The 22,360-nt window shown below is 67.8% G+C and carries 21 protein-coding genes; 9 read left to right on the top strand and 12 right to left on the bottom strand.

Translation table 11 applies throughout. The features are described from left to right. Positions 1-60 precede the first annotated feature (60 nt). From E2L08_RS02630 to pyrH, 9 genes are all read right to left on the bottom strand, one after another. A complete protein-coding gene (locus E2L08_RS02630) occupies positions 61-684 on the bottom strand; it encodes an OmpH family outer membrane protein (RefSeq protein ID WP_133395510.1) in 624 nt (207 codons plus the stop codon). After that, positions 659-2,995, bottom strand: coding sequence for an outer membrane protein assembly factor BamA (gene bamA, locus E2L08_RS02625; protein WP_133395509.1), 2,337 nt, complete (start codon positions 2,993-2,995; stop codon positions 659-661). The genes E2L08_RS02630 and bamA overlap by 26 nt, the downstream gene beginning before the upstream one ends. A gap of 158 nt (positions 2,996-3,153) precedes the next feature. Next, complete coding sequence (locus E2L08_RS17355) at positions 3,154-3,279, bottom strand: hypothetical protein (RefSeq protein WP_276321512.1); 126 nt, start codon at positions 3,277-3,279, stop codon at positions 3,154-3,156. Between the two features lie 100 nt (positions 3,280-3,379). After that, positions 3,380-4,732 carry an RIP metalloprotease RseP gene (gene rseP, locus E2L08_RS02620; protein WP_133395508.1) on the bottom strand — a complete coding sequence of 451 codons (1,353 nt, stop codon included), beginning with the start codon at positions 4,730-4,732 and terminating at the stop codon, positions 3,380-3,382. A 146-nt stretch (positions 4,733-4,878) separates the two neighbouring features. Then, on the bottom strand, positions 4,879-6,036 hold the full coding sequence (gene dxr / locus E2L08_RS02615; protein WP_133395507.1) for a 1-deoxy-D-xylulose-5-phosphate reductoisomerase: 1,158 nt from the start codon (positions 6,034-6,036) through the stop codon (positions 4,879-4,881). Positions 6,037-6,040: 4 nt separating this feature from the next. Next, positions 6,041-6,829 (bottom strand): phosphatidate cytidylyltransferase, encoded by a 789-nt coding sequence (locus E2L08_RS02610; protein WP_133395506.1) that lies wholly within the window; start codon positions 6,827-6,829, stop codon positions 6,041-6,043. Continuing rightward, on the bottom strand, positions 6,826-7,548 hold the full coding sequence (gene uppS, locus E2L08_RS02605; protein WP_133395505.1) for a polyprenyl diphosphate synthase: 723 nt from the start codon (positions 7,546-7,548) through the stop codon (positions 6,826-6,828). Before uppS ends, E2L08_RS02610 begins: the two co-directional genes overlap by 4 nt. A 141-nt stretch (positions 7,549-7,689) precedes the next feature. Next, entirely contained in the window at positions 7,690-8,253 is a 564-nt protein-coding gene (gene frr / locus E2L08_RS02600) for a ribosome recycling factor (protein ID WP_133395504.1), read from the bottom strand. A 90-nt stretch (positions 8,254-8,343) separates the two neighbouring features. Continuing rightward, a complete protein-coding gene (gene pyrH, locus E2L08_RS02595; protein ID WP_133395503.1) occupies positions 8,344-9,078 on the bottom strand; it encodes a UMP kinase in 735 nt (244 codons plus the stop codon). Between the two features lie 77 nt (positions 9,079-9,155). Here pyrH and miaA point away from each other — a divergent pair, with 77 nt between their 5' ends. The 8 genes from miaA (at position 9,156) to E2L08_RS02555 (ending at position 19,281) form a co-directional block, all read left to right on the top strand. Continuing rightward, complete coding sequence (gene miaA / locus E2L08_RS02590) at positions 9,156-10,043, top strand: tRNA (adenosine(37)-N6)-dimethylallyltransferase MiaA (protein ID WP_206076956.1); 888 nt, start codon at positions 9,156-9,158, stop codon at positions 10,041-10,043. Positions 10,044-10,131: 88 nt separating this feature from the next. Beyond that, positions 10,132-10,935 carry a helix-turn-helix domain-containing protein gene (locus E2L08_RS02585; RefSeq protein WP_133395502.1) on the top strand — a complete coding sequence of 268 codons (804 nt, stop codon included), beginning with the start codon at positions 10,132-10,134 and terminating at the stop codon, positions 10,933-10,935. Positions 10,936-11,126: 191 nt separating this feature from the next. Further along, positions 11,127-12,803 (top strand): ABC transporter substrate-binding protein, encoded by a 1,677-nt coding sequence (locus E2L08_RS02580; protein ID WP_133395501.1) that lies wholly within the window; start codon positions 11,127-11,129, stop codon positions 12,801-12,803. 104 nt (positions 12,804-12,907) lie between these two features. Further along, positions 12,908-13,957, top strand: coding sequence for an ABC transporter permease (locus tag E2L08_RS02575; protein WP_133395500.1), 1,050 nt, complete (start codon positions 12,908-12,910; stop codon positions 13,955-13,957). A gap of 49 nt (positions 13,958-14,006) precedes the next feature. After that, on the top strand, positions 14,007-15,461 hold the full coding sequence (locus tag E2L08_RS02570) for an ABC transporter permease (protein ID WP_133395499.1): 1,455 nt from the start codon (positions 14,007-14,009) through the stop codon (positions 15,459-15,461). A 51-nt stretch (positions 15,462-15,512) separates the two neighbouring features. Next, on the top strand, positions 15,513-17,630 hold the full coding sequence (locus E2L08_RS02565; RefSeq protein ID WP_133395498.1) for a dipeptide ABC transporter ATP-binding protein: 2,118 nt from the start codon (positions 15,513-15,515) through the stop codon (positions 17,628-17,630). A 4-nt stretch (positions 17,631-17,634) separates the two neighbouring features. Beyond that, positions 17,635-18,381: a class I SAM-dependent methyltransferase gene (locus E2L08_RS02560; protein ID WP_133395497.1), complete on the top strand. Its 747-nt coding sequence runs from the start codon at positions 17,635-17,637 to the stop codon at positions 18,379-18,381. Between the two features lie 63 nt (positions 18,382-18,444). Beyond that, positions 18,445-19,281, top strand: a complete 837-nt coding sequence (locus E2L08_RS02555; RefSeq protein WP_133395496.1) for a DUF1206 domain-containing protein — start codon at positions 18,445-18,447, stop codon at positions 19,279-19,281. A 3-nt stretch (positions 19,282-19,284) separates the two neighbouring features. On the opposite strand, the gene E2L08_RS02550 is transcribed toward E2L08_RS02555, so the two are convergent. Beyond that, a complete protein-coding gene (locus tag E2L08_RS02550) occupies positions 19,285-19,884 on the bottom strand; it encodes a lytic transglycosylase domain-containing protein (protein WP_133395495.1) in 600 nt (199 codons plus the stop codon). A 138-nt stretch (positions 19,885-20,022) separates the two neighbouring features. On the opposite strand from E2L08_RS02550, the gene ssb reads away from it, so the two are divergent. Then, positions 20,023-20,529 carry a single-stranded DNA-binding protein gene (gene ssb / locus E2L08_RS02545; protein ID WP_133395494.1) on the top strand — a complete coding sequence of 169 codons (507 nt, stop codon included), beginning with the start codon at positions 20,023-20,025 and terminating at the stop codon, positions 20,527-20,529. 51 nt (positions 20,530-20,580) lie between these two features. Here ssb and aroB read toward each other — a convergent pair whose 3' ends face one another. Further along, positions 20,581-21,699, bottom strand: a complete 1,119-nt coding sequence (aroB, locus tag E2L08_RS02540; protein WP_133395493.1) for a 3-dehydroquinate synthase — start codon at positions 21,697-21,699, stop codon at positions 20,581-20,583. Then, positions 21,696-22,289 carry a shikimate kinase gene (locus E2L08_RS02535; protein WP_276321516.1) on the bottom strand — a complete coding sequence of 198 codons (594 nt, stop codon included), beginning with the start codon at positions 22,287-22,289 and terminating at the stop codon, positions 21,696-21,698. Before E2L08_RS02535 ends, aroB begins: the two co-directional genes overlap by 4 nt. Between the last annotated feature and the right edge of the window lie 71 nt (positions 22,290-22,360).

The raw sequence follows: 22,360 nt of genomic DNA, 5'->3' as shown, positions 1-22,360 counted from the left end.
TATGGCGCGTGACTAGCAAGCGCCCCCCCCGGTGACAAGGAAGCCCGCGCGGCGCGCCGCTCAGGGCCGGTCCGCATTCCCCTCTGGGCCATCGTCGCCCGGCACCGGATCGTCGTCGCCTTGGGGGGCCGGCATGGGCGGGATCGCCGCGTCGACGCGGGCGATGGCCAGATCGGTGATATCGCCGCCGCCGGCCACGGCCAGCACCTCGCGGCTGTCGAGCAGCACGGTCGCGCCGAGCTCGGCCATCAGGTCCGAGAGCACCGGCGCCGCCTGCCGGAAAAAGCCCTGCCGCGCCGCGTCGCGCAGCCGGGTCAGCGCGGCGGTCTTGACGTCCTGCTCGTCGCGCAACCGCTGAACCCGCTGATCGAAGGCGTTGGCCTTGGCCCGGAACTCGTCCATGGGCAGCGTCGCGCGCTGTTCGGTCAGGTCGCGCTCGTCCTCGGTAAGCTCGGCCTCGATGCGCCGGTTCTCGGCGGCAAGCGCCTCGCTCTGCCGCTCGATCTCGTCGAGGGCCGCGGCGCCGAAGGCGCTTTCCTGGAACAGCCGCTCCTGGTCGACGACGACGACCGGGTTGACCCCCTGCCCGAAACTCTGCCCCGCGGCCGGCGCCGCCCAGAGCGCGAGCGAGACCACCGCGCCGAGAATGGCGGTTCGTCTAGAAGGCAGTCGAGATCGTGACATTGAAGCTGCGTTCGCGGTCGTAATCCTCGGACGCGATCCCTTCGGCAAAGTTGAAGCGCAGCGGCCCGAGCGGCGTATCCCAGAAGAGCGAGACGCCGATGGCCGAGCGCAGCGCGAAGCCGTCATCGACCTCTTGCCCCTTGCGGCCGCGCGTGTCGTCGAGCCCCCAGACCGACCCGGCGTCGAAGAACACGCCGCCCGTCATCCCGTATTCCTCGGGCAGACCCAGCGGGAACTCGGCCTCGATCCGCGAGGCGACGTAATAGTTGCCGCCAAGCGCATCCTCGTTGGGGGCGATGAGGTCGCGAGGACCGACGCCCAGCGGCTCAAACCCGCGAAGCTGGCGGGAGTTCAGGAAAAAGCGGTCGGTCACGCGGGTCGCGTCGCCGCCAAGCGCGTGGATCGCGCCCCCCTCGAGCGTGCCGCGCAGCGCAATTTCCTCGTTCCAGACCAGCTTTTGCCCGGTCAGCTCGGCCGTCGTCTTGATGTATTCGGTATCGCCGCCCAGCCCGGCGAAATCCTGGCCAAAGCTGAACTTGATGCCCGAATTGGGGTCCAGACCGTCGATCCGCGTATCGTAGGTGTAGCTGTAGCCCACGGAGGAGGTGAACTGCCCGCCCTCTTCGCGCTTGAGGATCGGCGAGGATTTGCGATCGACGTCGAAGATCGTGTCCTCGGACAGGCGATAGCGTAGCGCCACCCGCCCGTTGAGGCTGACCGGGAACGAGATCGAGGGCGAGAACCCGACGACGCGGGTGTTGTACGCGGCCTCGTCGAAATCGGTCGTCTCGTAGAACGCGTCGAAGCGGAAGGTCAGGTCGCGGCCCAGAAAGGCCGGCTCGGCGAAAGACAGCCGCACCGTCTCGGAACCCGAGGCCGTGTTGACCTGCGCGGCAAGCTGCTGGCCACGACCGAGGAAGTTGTCCTCGCGATAGCCGATATTCACGCCCACCCCGCTATCGGTGGAGTAGGTGCCGCCGAAGTTCAGCGACCCGGTCGGCTGCTCGATCACGTCGACATCGACGACGACCTGATCGGGGGCGCTGCCCTCGCGCGCCTCGACCGAGGCATCCTCGAAATAGCCGAGCGCGCGGATGCGTTCGGCGGCGGCCCGGATCTCGCGCGGGTTGAACGGATCGCCCTCGACCGTGTCGAACTGGCGCCGGATCACGCGGTCGAGCGTCGTCTGGTTGCCCTCTATATCGATCCGCTCGACAAAGATGCGGGGTCCGCGTTCGAGCCGGAAATCGACGTTGAGCAACAGGTTGCGCTCGTCGCGGGTGATCTCGGGCGTGGCGCGCACGAAGTTCAGGCCGCGCCGCGTGGCGAGCCGTTCCAGCCGGGTGATCGCGTTGTCGATCTCGCGCGGCGAATAGGTCGATCCGGGCCGGATCCGGGCCAGCGCGCGATAATCCGTGACGTCGAGCCTCGGCACGTCGGAGGATACGGTGACACGACCGAAATCGTAGCTTTGCCCCTCTTGCAGGTTGAACTGGGTAAAGAACGCGTTGCGGTCGCGCGAGAATTCGTTGCTGACGTTGAGGATGCGGAAATCTACGAAGCCGCGGGTCTGGTAGAAATCGGTCAGGAGCTGCCGGTCGAGCGTGATCCGGTCCGCGATATAGGTATCGCTCTGGATGATCTGGCGCAGCAGTCCGGCCTGTTTCGACTGCAACACGCGGCGCAGGCGGCTGTCGGAGAAGCTGCGGTTGCCGACAAAGGAAATCCGCTCGACCTCGGTCACGGCGCCTTCGGCCACCTCGAACACGACGTCGACGACGTTGTTGTCGCGGCGGATGATCCGCGGATTGACCACCGCCGCCAGGCGTCCACGTTCCTCGTAGCTGTCGGCGATGGCGCGGGCGTCCTGCTCGACCAGCGCGGGGTTGTAGACCCGGCGCGGCACGGACGAGATGAGTTCGTTCAGCGCGGCATCGTCGAGGCGGCGATTGCCCTCGATGCTGATCTGCCCGACGATGGGATATTCCTGCACGCGCACGACCAGCGTTCCGCCCTGCGGGTCGAGCGCGACGGTCTCGAACAGGCCCGAGTTCTGGACGCGCTGATAGGCGGCGTTGAGCTCGCCCGCCGAAACGGCGCTGCCCTGGCGAAGCGCGAGATAGCTGAGGATCGTGGCGGCCGAGACGCGCTGGTTGCCCTCGATCGCGATGCGCGAGATCTGGTAGCTCTGGGCCAGGGACACGCTCGGGACGATGACGGCTGCCGCGGCGGACAGACCGAGAAGGCTCCCCCCGTTGAGGAGAGCGACAAGACCGGCTCGCGCACCGATCACCGTGACCTTACGAGCCATTCGATTGATCCAATCCCAGACATCCCTTTTGCGTGAGTATCGGGATTGCCCGTCCTTGTCAAAATGCGAAACCCGCAGGCTTGCCGGCGATGCACTAGGGCCCGGCATGACCGGGCCCGCACCGCGACGGCGCAAAATTTACTAGCGGAAGCAATCGCTTACTGGCTGGCCATCATGCTCGCGGCGATCAGGGCAAGCCCGATCGCAACGGGAAAAAGAAGCCTGTCGGCATTGAGGCGCAGGATGAGGTTCAGCCCGCGGGGGGACATGTCGAGATAACGCATCGCGGATCGCTCCCGTGTGGTGGATCGGTCGCGTCTGGTCTGACGCCCGATTGTGACGGGAATCGGGCGCCGAAGCGATCCTTCCAAGGCAGCGGCGCGATCAGGGGCAGAAGAAATCGTTATTGAGCGCGAACACCATCAAGAGACCCATAAGTGCCAGCCCGATGGCCATGAGCACGTTCATCACCCGCACGCCCGGTGGCTTGCCCGACACCGCTTCGTAGGCGTGAAACACCAGGTGCCCGCCATCGAGCACCGGGATCGGAAAGAGGTTCAGCAGCCCCACCGCCGTCGACAGGAGCGCCACGAAATGCAGGAAACTCAGCGCGCCCTGGCTGGCGGCCACGCCGCTGGTGCGCGCGATCGAGACCGGGCCGCGCAGGTTGCAGCTCGAGATCTGGCCCGTGGCCATGTTGTAGAGCCCCGAAAGGCTGGCGCGCACGATGAACGCCGTCTGCTCGACGCCATAGCGCGCGGCCTCGATCACGCCGGGCCGGCGCGTTTCGGGCACGATATAGAACCCGCCCGACACGCCGATCATCCAGCGCGTGTCGAACCCGCCATCGGCGAGTGGCAGATCTGTGCGCTTGGGCTCGAGCGTGATCGACAGCGTGTCGCCCCCGCCATCCGCATCCGGTCGCCAGATCTCCAGATCGAGCGGCGCGCCGCCCGTGGCCTCGACCGCCTCGCGCAACTGGTCGAAGGCGAAGATTTCGGTGCCGTTGACCGCCGTGATGACATCGCCCGCCTCGAGCCCCGCGGCCATGGCCGCGCTTTCGGGCGAGACGCCGGCGACGAGCGGCGGATAGGGATAGGGCCCCTCGATCACCGTCTCGGCCCCGTCGCGATTCACGGTATAGTCGAGCCGTGGCGCCACCGGCAGATCCGCGATGAAGGCGTCGAACCCGTCGAGCGACGGTACCTCGCGCCCCTCGATCCGCAAAAGCGCATCGCCCGGCTCGAGCGTCGCCATCTCCTGCGGCAGCGGGCGCAGATCCTCGACCGTCAACGGGTCGCTGGCCACGCCGCGCAGCATCAGGACCGCGGCGAAAAGCAGGAAAGACAGGACGAAGTTGAACAGCGGCCCCGCGGCAACCGTCGCCGACCGCGCCCAGAGCGGCGCGCCCGACATGGTCGCGCGCCGCGCCTCGTCGTCGAGACCGGGCGTATCGGCCTGCGCCATGCTTGCCACGTCGGCATCGCCGCGGAACTTGACGTAACCGCCCAGCGGCAGGGCCGCGACCTGCCATTGCGTGCCGCGGCTGTCGGTGCGGGCGAACAGCACCGGCCCGAACCCCACCGAGAACACGTCGGCCTGGATGCCGGACCACCGCCCCACGATGTAATGGCCGTATTCGTGGATGGCGACGATCACGCTCAGCGCGATGATGAAGGCCAGCACGGTGAAGGCGACCGATCCGAAACCGGGCAGCAGGGAAAGTAGTCCGTCCATTCAAAGCTCCTCGCAGGGCGCGCATGCGCCCGCGTCAGGTCATCACGCCGCGTTCCGGCGATATCACCCGAACCGTTAGCCAAGCGTAAGCCCGCTGCGGCGAACTGTCCGGTATTTGAACGATCGCGAGATGGAAGGCCGCCGGCCTACCCCGCCACCGCGGCGTCCGCGCGGCGGCGTGCGTCGGCATCTGCCTCGCGCACCGTCTCGAGCGCCGCGACCCCGTCGCCTGCCGACCAGTCCCGCGCGCCCAGCACCTCTTCGACCAGCTCGGCCATGCGCGGGAACGGGATGCGCCCGGCGATGAAATGATCGAGTGCGCGTTCCTTGGCGCCGTTGAACGCGGCCCCGGCCAGCCCGCCGGCCTGCATCACCTCGCGCGCGAGACGCAGCGCGGGCCAGCGCCGATCGTCCGGCGCCCGGAAGCTCAGCGCGCCGATCGCCGCGAAATCCAGTCGCTCGACCGGGATCGCGGCGCGGTCGGGCCAGTTCAGCGCATAGCCGATTGCGTGGCGCATGTCGGGCGGCCCGACATGCGCCATGAGCCCGCCATCCGAGAACCCGACCATCGCGTGAACCAGCGACTCGGGGTGGACGAGCACCTCGATCAGCGCGGGGTCGATCCCGAAGAACTCTTTTGTTTCAATAAGTTCCAGCGCCTTGTTGAACATCGAGGCCGAATCGATGGTGATGCGCTGTCCCATGTCCCAGTTGGGATGGGTCGCGGCCTCGGCCGGTGTCGCATGGGCCAGCCTTTCGAGAGGCCAGTCGCGGAACGCGCCGCCGCTTGCCGTGATGATGACCCGCTCGACCGCCGAGATATCCTCCCCGACGAGCGCCTGGAACACGGCCGAATGTTCGCTGTCCACGGGCAGCACGGTCGCGCCGTGCCGGCGCGCGGTCTCCATCAGCAGGGGGCCGGCGGCGACGAGCGATTCCTTGTTGGCCAGCGCCAGCGTCGTGCCCTGCCGCAACGCGACCAGCCCCGGCTCGAGCCCGGCGACCCCGACGATGCCCGACATGATCCAGTCGGCGGGCCGGGAGGCGGATTCGATCAGCGCGCTGCGCCCCGCCGCCGTCTCCAGCCCCTCGCCCGCCAACGCCTCGGCCAGTTCGGGGCCGCGCGCCTCGTCGGCGGTCACGGTCAGCTCGGGGCGGAACCTGCGGGCCTGTTCGGCCAGCATGGCGATATTGCCGCCCCCCGACAGGACCACGACGCGGAACGCCTCGGGGCGCCGCCCGATGAGGTCGAGCGTACTTTGCCCGATGGAGCCGGTGGCCCCGAAGATCGACACGCGCCGCATGAGCCTAGCCCGCCGAGCCCGGAGGAAAGCCGATGAGCTGTTCGGTCAGCAGCAGGAACACCGCCGCGCCGAGCATCCCGTCGAACCGGTCGAAAAGCCCGCCATGGCCCGGCAAGAGCGACGAGCTGTCCTTGACGCCGACGCGCCGCTTGACCGCGCTTTCGGCGATATCGCCCATCTGCGAGGCCATCGAGATCGCGATCGACACGGGGACAAGCTGCGTCGTGGCATCGGTGTACCACGCGAAGCCGCCACCGACAAAGGCCGCACCGACCCATCCCGCGACGGTGCCCGCCCATGTCTTTTTCGGGCTGACGCGCGGCCAGAACTTGGGCCCGCCGATAAAACGCCCGGCGAAATAGCCGAACACGTCGGTCACGATGACGACGAGCGCCAGCCACATCATCCACAGGAATCCGAAATCGACGCGCAAGACGTTCAGCCCGAACCCTGCGATCAGGATCAGCAGGGTGAAAATGGCGAATGTCGCGCGCCGCTGCGCAAGCTGGCTGAACCCGGCAAAGACCGGCGCCAGCAGCAAAGGCAGCGCATAGCCGGGGGGCAGGAACTCGGCCACCGCCAGCGCGGCGGCCGAGCCGATGGCGATGACCCCCGCGGGCGCCGTCCGGTCGAGCATGCGCACGAGCTCCCAGACGATCACGCCGGCGATGACGATGGTCAGCAGCGAAAAGACGACGCCGCCGACCCAGACGCAGGCAAGACCGATGGCCGCGACGACCGCGCCCACCCCGAGCCGTTCGCCGAGATCGTCCCAGCGGCCGCCCTGCCTCATGCCGGCACGGCCCCGAAACGTCGTTCGCGGTTGCCGTAGTTCGACACCACGCGGGCAAAGACCTCGGCCGTGAAATCGGGCCAGAGCGTGTCGATGAACTCGTACTCGGCATAGGCCGATTGCCACAGCAGGAAGTTCGAGATCCGCGCCTCGCCGCTCGTGCGCACCACGAGATCGGGATCGGGCAGGAAATGGGTGTCGAGGAACCGCGCCAGCACCGTCTCGTCGACATCGGCGGGATCGACCCGACCCGCCGCCACCTCGGCCGCGAGCCGCTTGGTCGCGCGCCCGATCTCGTCGCGGCCGCCGTAGTTCAGCGCGATGGTCAGGTGCACCCGGTCGTTGCGCGAGGTCAGCAGCTCGAGCTCGTCCATCATCTTGACGAGCTTGGCATCGAGCCGCACCCGATCCCCGATGAAACGGACGCGCACCCCCTCGGCCAGCAGGTCGCGCGCCTCGGCCTGGATATAGCGGCGAAAGAGCTTCATCAGCCCGGCCACCTCGGTCTGGGTGCGTTTCCAGTTCTCGGTCGAGAAGGCAAAGATCGTGAGGTATTTCACGCCGAGCTGCGGGCAGGCGCGCACGACCTCCTTGACGCGCTTGGCGCCGGCATGGTGGCCCATGAGCCGCGGCCGGCCGCGCCGGGCGGCCCAGCGGCCATTGCCATCCATGATGCAGGCGACGTGTCGCGGGCCGGTCTGTTCGGGCTGGGCGGCCATTCGGGCGCTCCTCGGGTCAGGCGTCTGTGTCGATTGCGCCGTCTTTGCGCGTGGCGGGGCGCCCCGTCTACCCGGCTTGGCCGATCTTGGGCGATTATTCGCCGGATTGGTGCGTCGGCGCGACGCCGGGTGCGAATGCGCTCAGACCTGCATGATCTCTTCCTGCTTGCCCTCGAGCGCATCGTCGATGCGCTTGATGAAGCTGTCGGTCATGTCCTGGATCTCGCCCTGCCACACCTTCTGGTCGTCCTCGGACATGCCGGCGGCCTTGGCCTTTTTCAGCCGATCCATGCCGTCGCGGCGGATGTTGCGGATGGCGACGCGCGTGTTCTCGGCATAGGTGCCCGCGACCTTGGCAAGCTGGGCGCGGCGTTCCTCGTTCAGCTCGGGGATGGGCAGGCGGATGGTCAGCCCGTCGATCACCGGGTTGATGCCGAGCCCCGACTCGCGGATCGCGCGCTCGGCCTTGCCGATGAGCTGCTTGTCCCAGATCGTGATCGTGACCATCCGCGGCTCGGGCACGTTGACGGTGCCCACCTGGTTGATCGGTGTCGGCTGGCCATAGGCGTCGACCATGATCGGCTCGACCATCTGGGCCGAGGCCCGACCCGTCCTCAGCGAGGCGAACTCGTGCCGCAGGGCGGTCATCGCGCCTTCCATGCGGCGTTGCAGGTCGTCTGTGTCGAACTCGATTTCGTCGGCCATGGTCGTCTCTGTCCCGGTGACTGTCGTTTTGTCATCTGTCGCGCCCGGTCTAATGGCGCGGGCACGCCTTGTATAGCGGCTGGGGCGCGCTCAGCCGAAGTCGCTCACCTCGGTAAAGGTCCCCTCGCCCGCGAGGATGCCGCGAAAGCCGCCCGGCTCCTCGAGCGAAAAGACGACGATGGGCAGGTTGTTCGTGCGTGCGAGCGCGATGGCCGAGGCATCCATGACGTTGAGATGCTTGTTGAGCACCTCGTCATAGCTGACCTTGTCATAGCGCACGGCGTCGGGATGCACGACCGGATCCTTGTCATAGACGCCGTCGACCTTGGTGCCCTTGAAGATCGCCTGGCAGCTCATCTCGCTTGCGCGCAGCGTGGCGGCGGTATCGGTGGTGAAATACGGGTTGCCGGTGCCCGCGGCAAAGATGCAGACGCGTTTCTTCTCGAGGTGGCGCACCGCGCGGCGGCGGATATAGGGCTCGCAGATCTGGTCCATCGGGATGGCCGAGATCACCCGCGTATGCACCCCCAGCGTCTCGAGCGCGCCCTGCATCGCCAGCGCGTTCATCACCGTGGCGAGCATCCCCATGTAATCTGCGGTCGTGCGCTCCATCCCCTGGGCCGAGCCCTGCAGCCCGCGAAAGATGTTGCCGCCCCCGATCACCATGCAGATCTCGACGCCGAGGCTGTGCACCTCCTGCACCTCGCGGGCGATGCGGTCGACGGTGGGCGGATGCAGGCCGTAGCCCTGGTCGCCCATCAGCGCCTCGCCGGATATCTTGAGAAGAACCCTGTCGTAGCGCCGTTTCTCGTCGGTGTCTGACATGGGTCCGCTCCTGCTTTTGCGTCGGGCGGCAAAATGTCGGAAAAGCCGGCGGACCACAACACGGGGGACGGGGATAAGTGACACCTTCCGAGGCCATCGCCCGCGCGGCGGCCTGCACGCGCCCCGTAGTCATCGCCGGCCCCACCGCCAGCGGCAAGTCGGGGCTTGCGCTGGCCATCGCGGAGGCCGCGGGCGGGCGGGTCGTCAATGCCGACGCGCTTCAGGTCTATGACTGCTGGGAGGTGCTGACCGCCCGGCCCGGTGCGGAGGATCTGCACCGCGCGCCGCACGCGCTTTATGGCCATGTCGGGGCCGATCAGGACTATTCCGTGGGCCATTGGCTGCGCGAGGTCACGCCGCTTCTCGACGGGCCGCGCCCGGTGATCGTGGGGGGCACGGGGCTCTACCTCACTGCGCTGACCGAGGGGCTGGCCGAGATCCCGCCCGTGCCGCCCGAGATCCGCGCCGAAGCCGATGCCCGCATCGCGCACGAGGGGCATGCCGCCCTTCTGGCCGAGATCGACGCCGGGACGCGGGACCGGATCGACGGCGCGAACCCCGCCCGCGTCCAGCGCGCCTGGGAGGTATGGCGCGCCACCGGCCGCGGGCTGGCCGTCTGGCAGGCCGAGACGGCGCCGCCGCTCTTGCCGCCAGAGCGTGCATTTTTGCTGCGCCTCGACGCGCCGCGCGAGGTGCTGACCCCGCGCATCGCCGCGCGGCTGCGCGCCATGGTCGCGGCCGGGGCGCTGGACGAGGTGCGCGGCAATCTCGCCCTCGTGGAGAGCCCCCGCCCCGCCGCCCGCGCCATCGGCGCGCCCGAACTCGCCGCCCATCTGCGGGGCGAGGTAGATCTGGACACCGCCATCGACGCCGCGATCGTCGCCACGCGCCGCTATGCCAAGCGCCAGCGCACTTGGTTCGCCAAGCGCATGGCGGGATGGGATGGGGTGACGGTCGCGCAATAACGCGCCGGGCGGGGTCGATTGCGCTTTGGGAATCGGGCGCGGCGCCCTACCCTTGTCCCGACCTGCTGCCAATCGGGGATAAGTCGTGATGAAGCACACCGCTGCACCGCAGCCGGGCTACCGTGTCGTGTCGCTCCGACAGCTTGCCGCCGGGGGGCGGTGGCGGACCGAGGCGATGCGCAGCTACGGCCAGCCGCTGCTCTACTGGTTCACCCGCGGACAGGGGCGGATCACCGTCCAGGGCGTCACGCGCGGATGGGGCCCGCACAACGCCGTCTACCTGCCCGGCGATACGATGCACGGGTTCGAGGTAACCGGAACCGTCGGCGGCTATGCGCTGCACTTCACGCAGGGCGACGCCGCGACGCTGCCCGATTCCGCGCTGCATCTTCGGCTGCGCGATGCGGCCAGCCAGGGCGAGATGAACATCCAGGTCGAGAACATCCGCCGCGAGATCGAACTGGGCGACGCCGCATCCGCTCGTGCGCTGGCCAACCATGCCAGCCTGCTCGGCGTCTGGATGGACCGCCACGCCGAAACCGCGCTCGATGCCGCCGCCGACCCGCCGCGCGCGGCGGAGTCGCTGACCGAGGCCTATGTCGCCCTTGTCGAGCGGCATTACCGCGAGGGCAGGAGCGTCGCCAGCTATGCGGCACGGCTGGGCGTGACCGCCACCCATCTGAGCCGGTGCTGCAAGCAGACCTCGGGGCGGACGGCGTCGGGTCTCCTGCACGACCGCGTCACCTTCGAGGCGCGGCGCCTGCTGGGCGAAACCGACTTGCCTGTGAAAGAGGTCGCGCAGCGGCTCGGATTCACCTCGGCCGCCTATTTCACAAGGGCTTTCCAGGCGCGCAGCGGTCTGACCCCCACCGGGTTCCGGCGGCGGAAATAGCGGCGCGCCCGCACCGCGGTCCGGCCTGTTCGCGACACCGGGATGTCGCTTTTCGACGCGCCGCGGGGGGGCGGCGGTTGACCTTCCCCCGCCGTGCCGCAGATAATGCCGGCTGAAACGCACGGCGCGGCAGGGGTTTCGCCCGACCGCGCGGAACAAGAAAAACAACACGTTCTCAAGGGAGTACATATATGTCCGACACCGCGCCCGACCGGATTCACCCGGCCGCCAGGATGCATGCCGAGGAATATCGCGCAGGCCAGATCGACCGCCGCGAGTTCCTGACCCGCGCCACCTGCCTCGGCGTCGCCTCGACCGTGGCCTACGGGATGATCGGGCTGGACGCACCGGCGCTCGCCCAGACCGCGACGCAGGACGGCGGCAGCCTGCGCATCCAGATGGAGGTGCGCGCGCTCAAGGATCCGCGCATCACCGACTGGCCCCAGATCGCCAATATCTATCGCGGATGGCTCGAATATCTCAGCGAATATCAGCGCGACGGCTCGATCCGACCCATGCTGCTCGAAAGCTGGGAGGTGTCGGACGATGCCAGGACCTACACGCTCAAGCTTCGCCCCGGCATCACCTGGTCGAACGGCGATGCGCTGACGGCCGAGCATGTCGCGCATAACTTCCGCCGCTGGTGCGACCGCACGGTCGAAGGCAACTCGATGGCGAGCCGCATGGGCGACATGGTCGACCCCGAAACCGACCAGATCCGCGAGGGCGTGCTCGAGGTCGTGGACGACACCACGCTCAGGCTGAACCTGGCATCGCCCGATATCGCAATCATTGCCAATGTCGCCGATTACCCCGGCGCTGTGGTGCATCCCAGCTATGACGGCAGCGATCCGGCCAATGGCGACATGATCGGCACCGGGCCCTTCCGTCTGGAAAGCCACGAGGTCGGCGTGAAATCGGTGCTCCGGCGGCGCGAGGATTTCGACTGGTGGGGCAAGGAGGCCGAAGGATTCGGCGGTGCCTCGCTCGACGAGATCGTGTATCTCGATTACGGCTCGGACCCGGCCGCGTGGCTTGCCGCGCTGGAATCGGACGAGGTCGACATGCTTTACGAAAGCGTCGGCGAGTTCATCGAGATCATGGACAGCCTCGACCTCGTGAAGAGCGAGGCCGTGACCGCCTCGACGATCTGCATCCGCGCCAATCAGGAGGCCGAGGTCGACGGGCAGAAGCCCTATGCCGATGTCCGCGTCCGCAAGGCGTTGCAGATGGCGATGGACAACAACGTCCTGCTGGAGCTGGGCTATTCGGGGCTGGGCGTCACCGCCGAGAACCACCATGTCTGCCCCATCCACCCCGACTATGCCGAGGTCGACAACCCCGTGGTCTATGACCCCGAGGGCGCGATGGCGCTGCTCGAAGAGGCCGGCTTTGCCGATTTCGAGCACGAGCTGATCTCGATCGACGACGACTGGCGCAAGAACACCACCGATGCCGCCGCGGCGCTGTTGCGCGATGCGGGCATCAAGGTGCGGCGCACGGTGCTGCCGGGCAACACCTTCTGGAACGACTGGGCCAAGTTCCCGTTCAGCTCGACCAACTGGAACCAGCGCCCGCTCGGCGTGCAGGTTCTGGCGCTGGCCTATCGCTCGGGCGAGGCGTGGAACGAAACCGCCTATGCCAGCCCCGAATTCGATGCCAAGCTGGCCGAGGCCATGGGCATCGCCTCGGCCGAAGAACGCAAGGTGGTCATGAAGGAGCTCGAGCAGATGCTGATCGATGACGGCGTCATCATCCAGCCCTATTGGCGGTCGCTGTTCCGACATTACAAACAGGGCGTGACCGGCGCCGAGGTGCATCCGCTCTACGAGATCCCGACCTACCAGCTCGGGTTCGCCGCGACCTGATCGGGCACGACGAGTCCTTGCGGGCCGCCCGGTTGCGGCGGCCCGCATCCAGTTGACACCCCGAGCGATGCGCGCCGCGTCGCCGGGCCCCTGAAGGAGCGTCAATGCTCGCCTTCCTGCTGCGCCGCATCGCCGTTATGCTTCTGACCGCGCTGTGCCTGACCTTCGTGGTGTTCTTCCTCACGAACCTTCAGCCCAATCTCGAGAAACTGGCCAAGGCCGAAGGCAACTCGCGCATGACCGATGCCGAGGTGACGTCGTTCCTCGAGACGCGCGGCTATGCCCGCAACGTGTTCGTCAAATACGGCGAATGGCTGGGCGTCCTGCCCGGTTTCGTCATCGAACAGCCCGACGGTTCGGTGCGCGGCCGCTGTTTCGAGCGTGCGGATTCCGTGCCGCCCGACGCGCCGGCCTTTTGCGGCGTGTTGCAGGGCGATTGGGGCTATTCGTCGGTGTTTCGCGACGATGTCGGCAGCATCGTGGCGACCCGTCTGGGGCTTACCGCCAAGCTGATGTTCTGGGTGATGGTGGTGATGGTGCCCTCGGCGCTGATCCTGGGCGTGCTGGCGGGGATGCGCGAGGGATCGCGCACCGACCGGTCGCTGTCGACGGTGTCGATCCTGTCCACCGCGACGCCCGAATACGTCTCGGGGGTGATCCTGATCGCGGTCTTCGCCTCGTCGGCCGTGGGGCTGCGCTGGTTCAAGGGCACCGCGGCCTCGGCGATGGAAAACGCGACGCTCGAGAATTTCCTGCTGCCCGTCGTGACCATCGCGCTTTACGGAACCGGCTATATCGCGCGCATGACCCGCGCCAGCATGGCCGAGGTGATGACGCAGCAATATATCCGCACCGCCCGGCTCAAGGGCGTGCGGTTCCGCGACATCGTGCTCAAGCACGCGCTGCGCAACGCGCTGATCGCGCCCTTTACCGTCATCATGCTGCAGTTCCCGTGGCTGCTGAACGGCGTGGTGATCGTCGAGACCCTGTTCAACTACAAAGGCTTCGGCTGGACGCTGGTGCAGGCCGCGGGCAATAACGACATCGAGCTGTTGCTGGCGGTGTCGGTCGTGTCGGTCTTCGTCGTGCTGGTCACGCAGCTCATATCCGATATCGGCTATGTCTATCTGAACCCGCGGATCTCGGTCGCATGAGCGCGCCCGCCACCCCTGCCCGCCCCGCCCTGCCCGACGGAGATCTCGCATGGAGCCTTTGAGCTGGACCGGGGCCTTCGCCCCGCTGGTGCCCGTCCTGTGGACCGCGCTCGCCGCGGTCGCGATCCTGGCGCTGTTGCGCTGGATCGCGGGGTTTTTCTTGTCCGAGGGCGACACGCAGACCCAGTCCGACGGCACGCTTGCGGTGACGCGCGGCCCGCTCGAGATGCTCGACCTCGCGACATGGTGGGCGCTGCTGGCCGCGCTGGCCGTCGTGGCGATCTTCGTGGCAGGCGGTGCGGCCCTCGCCGAGGGCGCCGGGATCCTTGGCGCCATGTCGCGCCGACTGCTGCCCGTCTGGATCGCGCTCGCCTCGACATTTGCGCTGTCTCTGACCTTCAAGCGGCGGCTGGGGCTCTACGGCAAGCTCTTCGACAGCACCATCGGCATGATCGGCTTCGCGCTGGTGATGTTCTGGGTCTTTGCCGCCTTCATGGGGGCTTTCGGCCTCATCGTGACGCATGATCCGCTGGGCCAGTCCGGCGCGATGAAGAACGAACTGCCCGGCATGCCCTATACGCGGATGCTGGGCGAGGTGGCCGAAGGATCCTACCCCTATTATCTGCTCGGCGGCGATAATTTGGGGCGCGACGTGTTCAGCCGGATGATCGCCGGGTCCTGGGTGGTTGTGCAGATCGCGCCGATGGCCACGGCCTTCGCCTTCATGGTGGGGATCACGCTGGGCCTGCCCGCGGCCTACAAGGGCGGGCGCCTCGACGAGCTTCTGTCGTTCCTCGCTAACCTGATCCTCGCCTTTCCGGTGATCCTGCTGTTCTACCTGCTGGTCACGCCCGAGATCGTCGAGACGGGGATTCCGGCCTACATGGCGGCGGTGATGTTCCTCTTTCCCATCGCATTCATCGCGATCCTGTTGAACTCGCGCTATCGCACGCGGCCCGCGCTGAACACGCCGCTGCTGATCGCGGTGATCGGCGGGCTCGGCTGGGTGTACCTGTCGCTGATCTCCGAGCGGTTCGGTCCGCTCGATATCCTGCCGCAGGCGCTCGACCTTTTCGACATACCTGGCGGCATCCTCGTGGTGTTCGTCTCGGTGGTCTTCGTCAACTCGCCCACCGTGTTCCGCATCGTCCGGGGCCTCGCCTTCGACATCAAGACGCGCGACTATGTCGCCGCCGCCCAGACCCGCGGCGAGGGTTCTTGGTACATCATGCTGTGGGAAATCCTGCCCAACGCGCGCGGACCGCTGATCGTCGATTTCTGCCTGCGGGTCGGATACACCACGATCCTCTTGGGCACGCTGGGCTTTTTCGGGCTCGGCCTGCCGCCCGAAAGCCCCGACTGGGGATCGACGATCAATGACGGCCGCAAGCTGCTGGCGATCTACCCGCACCCCGCGATCGTGCCCGCCCTGTCCCTGCTGAGCCTCGTCCTGGGGCTCAACCTGCTGGCCGACGGGCTGCGCGAGGAAAGCCTGCGCGACTGAGACCGGGGCAGGCCCGCCCCGCAGCCTCCGGCCCTGACCAAGGATGACCCCATGAGCGACACCCCCGCCCAAGCCGACGCCGAAGAGACTCCCATCCTCGAGATCGACCACCTGTCGATCTCGTTCTTCACCCGCCTGCGCGAGATCCCGGCGGTGATGGATTTCTCGGTCAAGGTCATGCCGGGCGAGGCCGTGGGGCTGGTGGGCGAGTCGGGATGCGGGAAATCCACCGTCGCGCTGGGCGTGATGCAGGATCTCGGCGTCAACGGCGAGATCGTGGGCGGCAGCATCCGGTTCCGTGGCCGCGATCTGTCGGAAATGTCCGAGGCCGAGCTGCGCGATATCCGCGGCTCCAAGATCGCGATGATCTACCAGGAACCGATGGCCTCGCTGAACCCCGCCATGAAGATCGGACGCCAGCTCATGGAAGTGCCGATGATCCATGAAAAGGTGTCGAAATCCGAGGCCCGCGCCCGCGCGCTCGAGGTGGTGGCCGACGTCAAGCTGCCCGATCCCGAACGCATCCTCGACGCCTATCCCCACCAGCTTTCGGGCGGCCAGCAACAGCGCATCGTCATCGCCATGGCGCTGATGGCCAACCCCGCGCTGCTGATCCTCGACGAGCCGACGACCGCGCTGGATGTGACCGTCGAGGCGGCGGTGATCGAGCTGGTGAGGGATCTCGGCAAGAAATACGGCACCTCGATGCTGTTCATCAGCCACAACCTGGGGCTGGTGCTGGAAACCTGCGACCGGCTTTGCGTCATGTATTCCGGCGAGGCGGTCGAGACAGGCCGGATCGAGGACGTGTTCGACCGGATGCGTCACCCCTATACGCAGGCGCTGTTCCGCTCGATCCCGCTGCCCGGCGCCGACAAGAACCAGAAACCGCTGGTCGCCATTCCCGGCAACTTTCCCCTGCCCCACGAACGCCCGCCGGGCTGCAATTTCGGCCCGCGCTGCGACTATTTCGAAGCCGGGCGCTGCGATGCGCAGGCCATTCCGATGTTCGGGCTGGACCAGGGCGACCGGCACGAGACGCGCTGCCTGCGCCATGACGAGATCGACTGGACCCGGCTCGCCATCGACGGGGTCGAGACGGCGCGCACCGAACCCGGCGACGTGGTGCTCAAGGTCGACGAGCTTCAGAAACATTACGAGGTCGCGGCCTCGGCGCTGCTTCGCGGCGGCGAGACCAAGGTGGTCAAGGCCAACGAAAGCCTCAGCTTCGACGCGCGCGAATCCGAGACGCTGGCCATCGTGGGCGAATCCGGCTGCGGCAAATCCACCTTTGCCAAGGTGCTGATGGGGCTCGAGACGGCGACCTCGGGCGCCATCAGCCTGCGCAACACCCCGATCCAGAACACCGCCATCGAGGATCGCGACACCGCGACCGTGGCCGATGTGCAGATGGTGTTCCAGAACCCGTTCGACACGCTGAACCCCTCGATGACGGTCGGGCGCCAGATCATGCGCGCGCTCGAGATCTTCGGCATCGGCGACAGCGACGCGGCCCGGCGCGAGCGGATGCTGGCGTTGCTCGACCTGGTCAAGCTGCCGCGCGAATTCGCCGACCGGATGCCGCGACAGCTTTCGGGCGGCCAGAAACAGCGGGTCGGCATCGCGCGCGCCTTTGCGGGCGATGCGCGCGTCGTGGTCGCGGACGAGCCCGTCTCGGCGCTCGACGTGAGCGTGCAGGCGGCGGTGGCCGATCTGCTGATGGAGATCCAGCGCGAGCAGAAGACGACGCTTCTGTTCATCAGCCACGACCTCGGGATCGTGCGCTATCTCGCCGACCGCGTCCTTGTCATGTATCTGGGCCACGTGGTCGAGATCGGCACCACCGAGCAGGTCTTTGCGCCCCCCTATCACCCCTATACCGAGGCGCTGCTATCGGCCGTGCCGATCGCCGACACGCGGGTCAAGAAAAAGCACATCGTGCTCGAGGGCGAGATCCCGTCGGCGATGAACCCGCCGCCTGGCTGCCCGTTCCAGACGCGCTGCCGCTGGAAATCCGAGGTTCCGGGCAACAAATGCGAGACCGAGCTGCCGCCCATGGTCACGATTTCGGGCGGGCACCAGGTCAAATGCCACCTCGACCGCGCCCATCTCGACGCAATGGAGCCGGTCATCACCCTGGCCGAACCCTCGGCCGAACCGGCGGAGTGACCTCATGACCGACCCCATCGCCGCCGCTGGCGACCAGGCGTCCACGCGCTTCGACCTCGCCGCGCGGATCGCGGGCGCCATCGGCGCGCGTTCGATGGCCGAGATCGGCGTCTTTCGGGGCGAGTTCGCCGAACATATGCTGCGCGCCTGCCCCGAGATCGAAAGCTACTGGATGATCGACCCGTGGCGGCACCTGGGCGGCTGGGACAAGCCCGCCAATGTCGCCGACGACGTGTTCCAGGACTACCACGACGAGACCATGGCCCGCACCGATTTCGCGGCCGACCGGCGGCATGTTCTGCGCGGAACCACGCAGGAGGTGATCGCGCAGATCCCCGAGGCGTCGCTCGACATGGCCTATATCGACGGGGACCATACGCTTCGCGGCATCACCATCGACCTGAAAGAGGTTCTGCCCCGGATGCGGCCGGGCGGCGTCATTCTCGGCGACGATTTCTGCCGCAACGTCTGGCAGCATGGAACGGAGTTCGCGCCTTCGCAGGTTTTTCCCTACGCGCTTTATTTCGCCGAGGCGCACGGGCTTCCGGCCTATACCTTCCGCCAGAGGCAATTCGCCATCGTGGTCGACCCGTCGGCGGGGTTCACCTGCACCGATCTGGGCAATTACGGCCGGCTCGATATCCGCGAGGTCTACCTGCCCAGAACCCCGAGCGCATCGCCCCTCCGGCCGGAGGAGCCGCGGGTGGCGCGGGCGTCGGTACTCGACCGGGTCAAACGGCTCTTGCGCTAGATCGGGCGGAACGGGATCGGGGCTTTCTTGTTGGGGGGCATGACGCCGCAAGGGAGGTTCGAGATGAGCGACAGGGATTTCGGCTGGGCCGTTCCGATCATGCGCGCAGGCTATGCCGGGCGCGCGTTGGTCTATTTCACCGTCGCGGGCTTCTCGCTCTGGGCGCTTTGGCAGGGCGGCTCGGCCAAGGGCACCTCGTCCGCGCTCGCCCGGCTCGAGACGACGACAGGCGGGGGCGTGGTGCTCTTCCTCATCTTCGTGGGCATGGTCGCCTATGCGGTCTGGCGACTGCTCGATGCCGCCTACGATCTCGAGGCCTATGGCAGCGACGGCGAAGGCACCGTCGCGCGGCTGGGCATGCTGGTCACGGGCGCTGTGCACCTTGCCATCGGCATCGCGGCCTTCTCGCTGCTGTTCAGCACCGGGGGCGGTGGCGGATCGTCGATCACCTCGGCCGTGGGGGCGATTCTGGGCTGGCCGGGCGGGCGCTGGATCCTCGGCATCGGCGGGCTCGTCGTGATCGGGGCGGGCATCTTTTACGCCTACAAGGGCATCGCCGAGAAATACCGCGCGCATCTGCGCAGCAACGAGTTCACGCGCAACTGGAACTGGGTGCTCAAGCTTGGCCTTATCGCGCAGGGCGGCGTGATCGCGGTGATCGGCGGGCTGATCCTTTACGCCGCGATGCGCGCCGACCCGCAGGAGGCGGGCGGCGTCGGGGCGGCCTTTTCGTGGATCTCGGAACAGGCCTACGGGCAGATCCTCGTCGCGGCGGTCTGCGTCGGGCTGGTGTGTTTCGGCATTTTCTGCGCGGTCAATGCGCGCTACCGGATCGTCAACCGCGCCGCGGGCGACGATATCGAGACGCTTGCCGGGCGCGCGGCCCGCAAGGCGACCTGAGGCTCAGCTTCCCCAGATCGCTTTCACATAGGCCAGCGTTTCGGCATAGGGCGGGATGTCGCCGTGCTCGATCACCGCGCCCGGACCGGCATTGTAGGCAGCAAGCGCCAGCCGCCAGTCGCCGAAGGCGCGGTATTGCTGCGAAAGGTATCGCGCCCCCCCGTCGAGGTTCTGGAGCGGATCGGCAGGATCGACGCGCAAGAGCTCGGCGGTGCCGGGCATGAGCTGGGCGAGCCCGATCGCGCCCTTGTGCGACACCGCGCCGGGGTTCCAGCCCGATTCCTGCTGCACGAGCCGCAGGAACAGATCCTCGGGAATGCCATGCTTGCGCGCGGCATTGCGGGCGTGATCGACATACTCGCCGCGATAGCGCCCCGCATAGGTCGGGGCCACGGCGGCGCTGGCGGCGACGCGCCGCTCGGGCATGGGTTTCACCTCGGGCGCCAGCCGGGCGGAGCCTGCATATTGCTCGGCCGCGCGGCCCTCGAGCACCGAGATCATTTTGGTAAAGGCCGACGCCCGACCGCTGCTGCCGAACACGGTATCGGCCATCGCGCCCGCCGGAACGGCAAGCAGCGCTACGACAGCAAGAAGGTGTTTCATGGATCTGTCCCCCCGGCTTTGCGCGGGACTATACGGGCGCAGTGACCGTTTTCCACCCTCGATTTTAAGTCCGCTTTAAGTTCCGGTCCCGCAGGGTGTAAGCCTCGCGGGCAATGAACCGGAATCAGGGGGCGCGACATGGCCGGATCGGTGAACAAGGTAATCCTCATCGGCAATCTCGGGCGCGATCCCGAGGTGCGGACCTTCGGGAACGGCGGCAAGGTGTGCAACCTGCGCATCGCCACGTCCGAGACGTGGAAAGACAAGAACAGCGGCGAGCGGCGCGAACGGACCGAATGGCACAGCGTCGCGATATTCTCGGAACCGCTGGTCCGCGTGGCCGAGCAATACCTGAAAAAGGGCTCGAAGGTCTATATCGAGGGGCAGCTCGAGACCCGCAAATGGCAGGATCAGTCCGGCCAGGACCGCTATAGCACCGAGGTCGTTCTGCGTCCCTACCGCTCCGAGCTGACGATGCTCGACGCGCGCGGCGAAGGTGGCGGTGGCGGCTATGGTGGCGGCGGTTACGGCGGCGGCGAGGATCGCGGCGGTTATGGCGGCGGCGACACGCGCGGCGGCGGCGACAGCCGTGGCGGGGGCGGCGGATATGGCGGCGGGGTCGACGACGACGAAATCCCGTTCTGAGGGGACCGGCCGGACGGTCCGGGGGGCGCCATCCGGCCCCCCTCCCACGGCTCAGCGGCGCGCGGCCAGCGCGTCGCGCAGCACCGACAGGATCGCGTCGCGCGGCGCCTCCGCGGTGACGAAGGCCGCGCCTATGCCGCGGGCCAGCACCAGCCGCAGCGCACCGTCCACGACCTTTTTATCCTGTCCCATCAGGTCCAGCAGCGTCTCGGCATCCGGCAACTCGCCCGGAATGTCCGACAGGTCCCGCTTCAGCCCCATCTCGGCCATGTGAGCGCGCACGCGCGACGGGTCCTCCTGCGCGCAAAGCCTCAGTCGCGCCGACAGCTCAAAAGCCAGCGCGCAGCCGATCGCCACCCCCTCGCCATGAAGCAGCCGGTCGGAATAGCCCGTGGCCCGTTCCAGCGCATGACAGAAGGTATGGCCGAGGTTCAGCAGGGCGCGTTCGCCCTGCTCGGTCTCGTCGCGCATGACGATCGCCGCCTTCATCCGCACCGAACGTTCGACCGCCTCGGCGCGCAGCGCGGCATCGCCCGCGGCCATGGCGGGGCCGTTCACCTCGAGCCAGTCGAAGAAATCCGCATCGCCAAGCAGGCCGTATTTCACCACCTCGCCATAGCCGGCAAGGAAATCGCGCGGGGGCAGGGTCGCCAGCGCGTCGATATCGGCCAGCACGAGCGCGGGCTGGTGGAACGCGCCGACGAGGTTCTTGCCCGCATCGGCGTTGATGCCGGTCTTGCCGCCGACCGAGCTGTCGACCTGCGCCAGAAGGCTCGTCGGGATCTGCACGAAACGCACGCCGCGCCGCAGGATCGCGGCGGCAAAGCCCACGAGATCCCCGATTACCCCGCCGCCGAGCGCCACGACCACATCGCGCCGCTCGATCCGCTCGGCCAGCAGCCAGTCGACGCAGCGCGCGAGTTCGGCCCAGCTTTTGGTGGCCTCGCCGGGCGGCAGCTCGAGCGCCGAGACCGCGATGCCCTCCGCGCGCAGGGCGTCGCAAAGCGGCCCGAGGTGATGGCGCGCCACGGTTTCGTCGGTGACGATGGCCACGCGCGGCCGCGACAAGAGCGGTGCAATATGCGCGCCCGCATCGGCGATGAGCCCCGCGCCGACCCGCACCTCGTAGGCGCGGCCGGGCAGGTCGACGGGAACGGTCCTGAGGGTCATGCGCGCGGTCCTTCGATGACGCCCGGATGGGCCTTCAGCGCCGCGGCGACGCGCCCGGCCATCTGGTCGACGGTGAGATCGGGCAGCGAGTCGACGACGATCTCGGCCTCGGCATAGAACGGCTCGCGCGCGCGGGCCAGTTCGGCCAGCGTGGCCCTGGGATCGGCGGTGCGCAGCAGCGGGCGGGTCGTCTTGTGCCGGACCCGCGACCACAGCAGGTCGAGCTCGGCCCGCAGCCACAGCGCCACGCCTTCGGCGCGGATCGCCTCGCGGTTGCGGGCTTGCAGGTAGGCGCCGCCCCCGGTCGACAGGATGCAGGGCGGCTCGGACAGGATGCGGCGCAGCACGGCGGTCTCGCGCTCGCGAAAGAACGGCTCTCCCTCGCGCTCGAAGATCTCGGCGATGGTGCGCCGCGCCGCGCGCTCGATCTCGGCGTCGCTGTCGCGGAACGGCACGCCCAGCCGCCGCGCCGTGGCGGTGCCCACGGCGGTCTTGCCCGCCCCCGGCATCCCCACCATCACCACCGTCCTGAGCAAGCCGCCCATCGCCTGCGCCCTTTTCCGCCGGTCATTCGAATTGTCGGTCTGAATGACGTGATCTTGCCGGAAAGACCAGCTATAACCCGGCCATAGGTGCCGTTGCGCGGCAGGTTTTCCGGCGC

The sequence above is a fragment of the Palleronia sediminis genome (genome assembly GCF_004358695.1).
Classification (GTDB): Bacteria; Pseudomonadota; Alphaproteobacteria; order Rhodobacterales; family Rhodobacteraceae; genus Palleronia; species Palleronia sediminis.
Note: the sequence above shows the minus strand (reverse complement) of the source record. Positions and strands in the feature narration are given on the sequence as shown.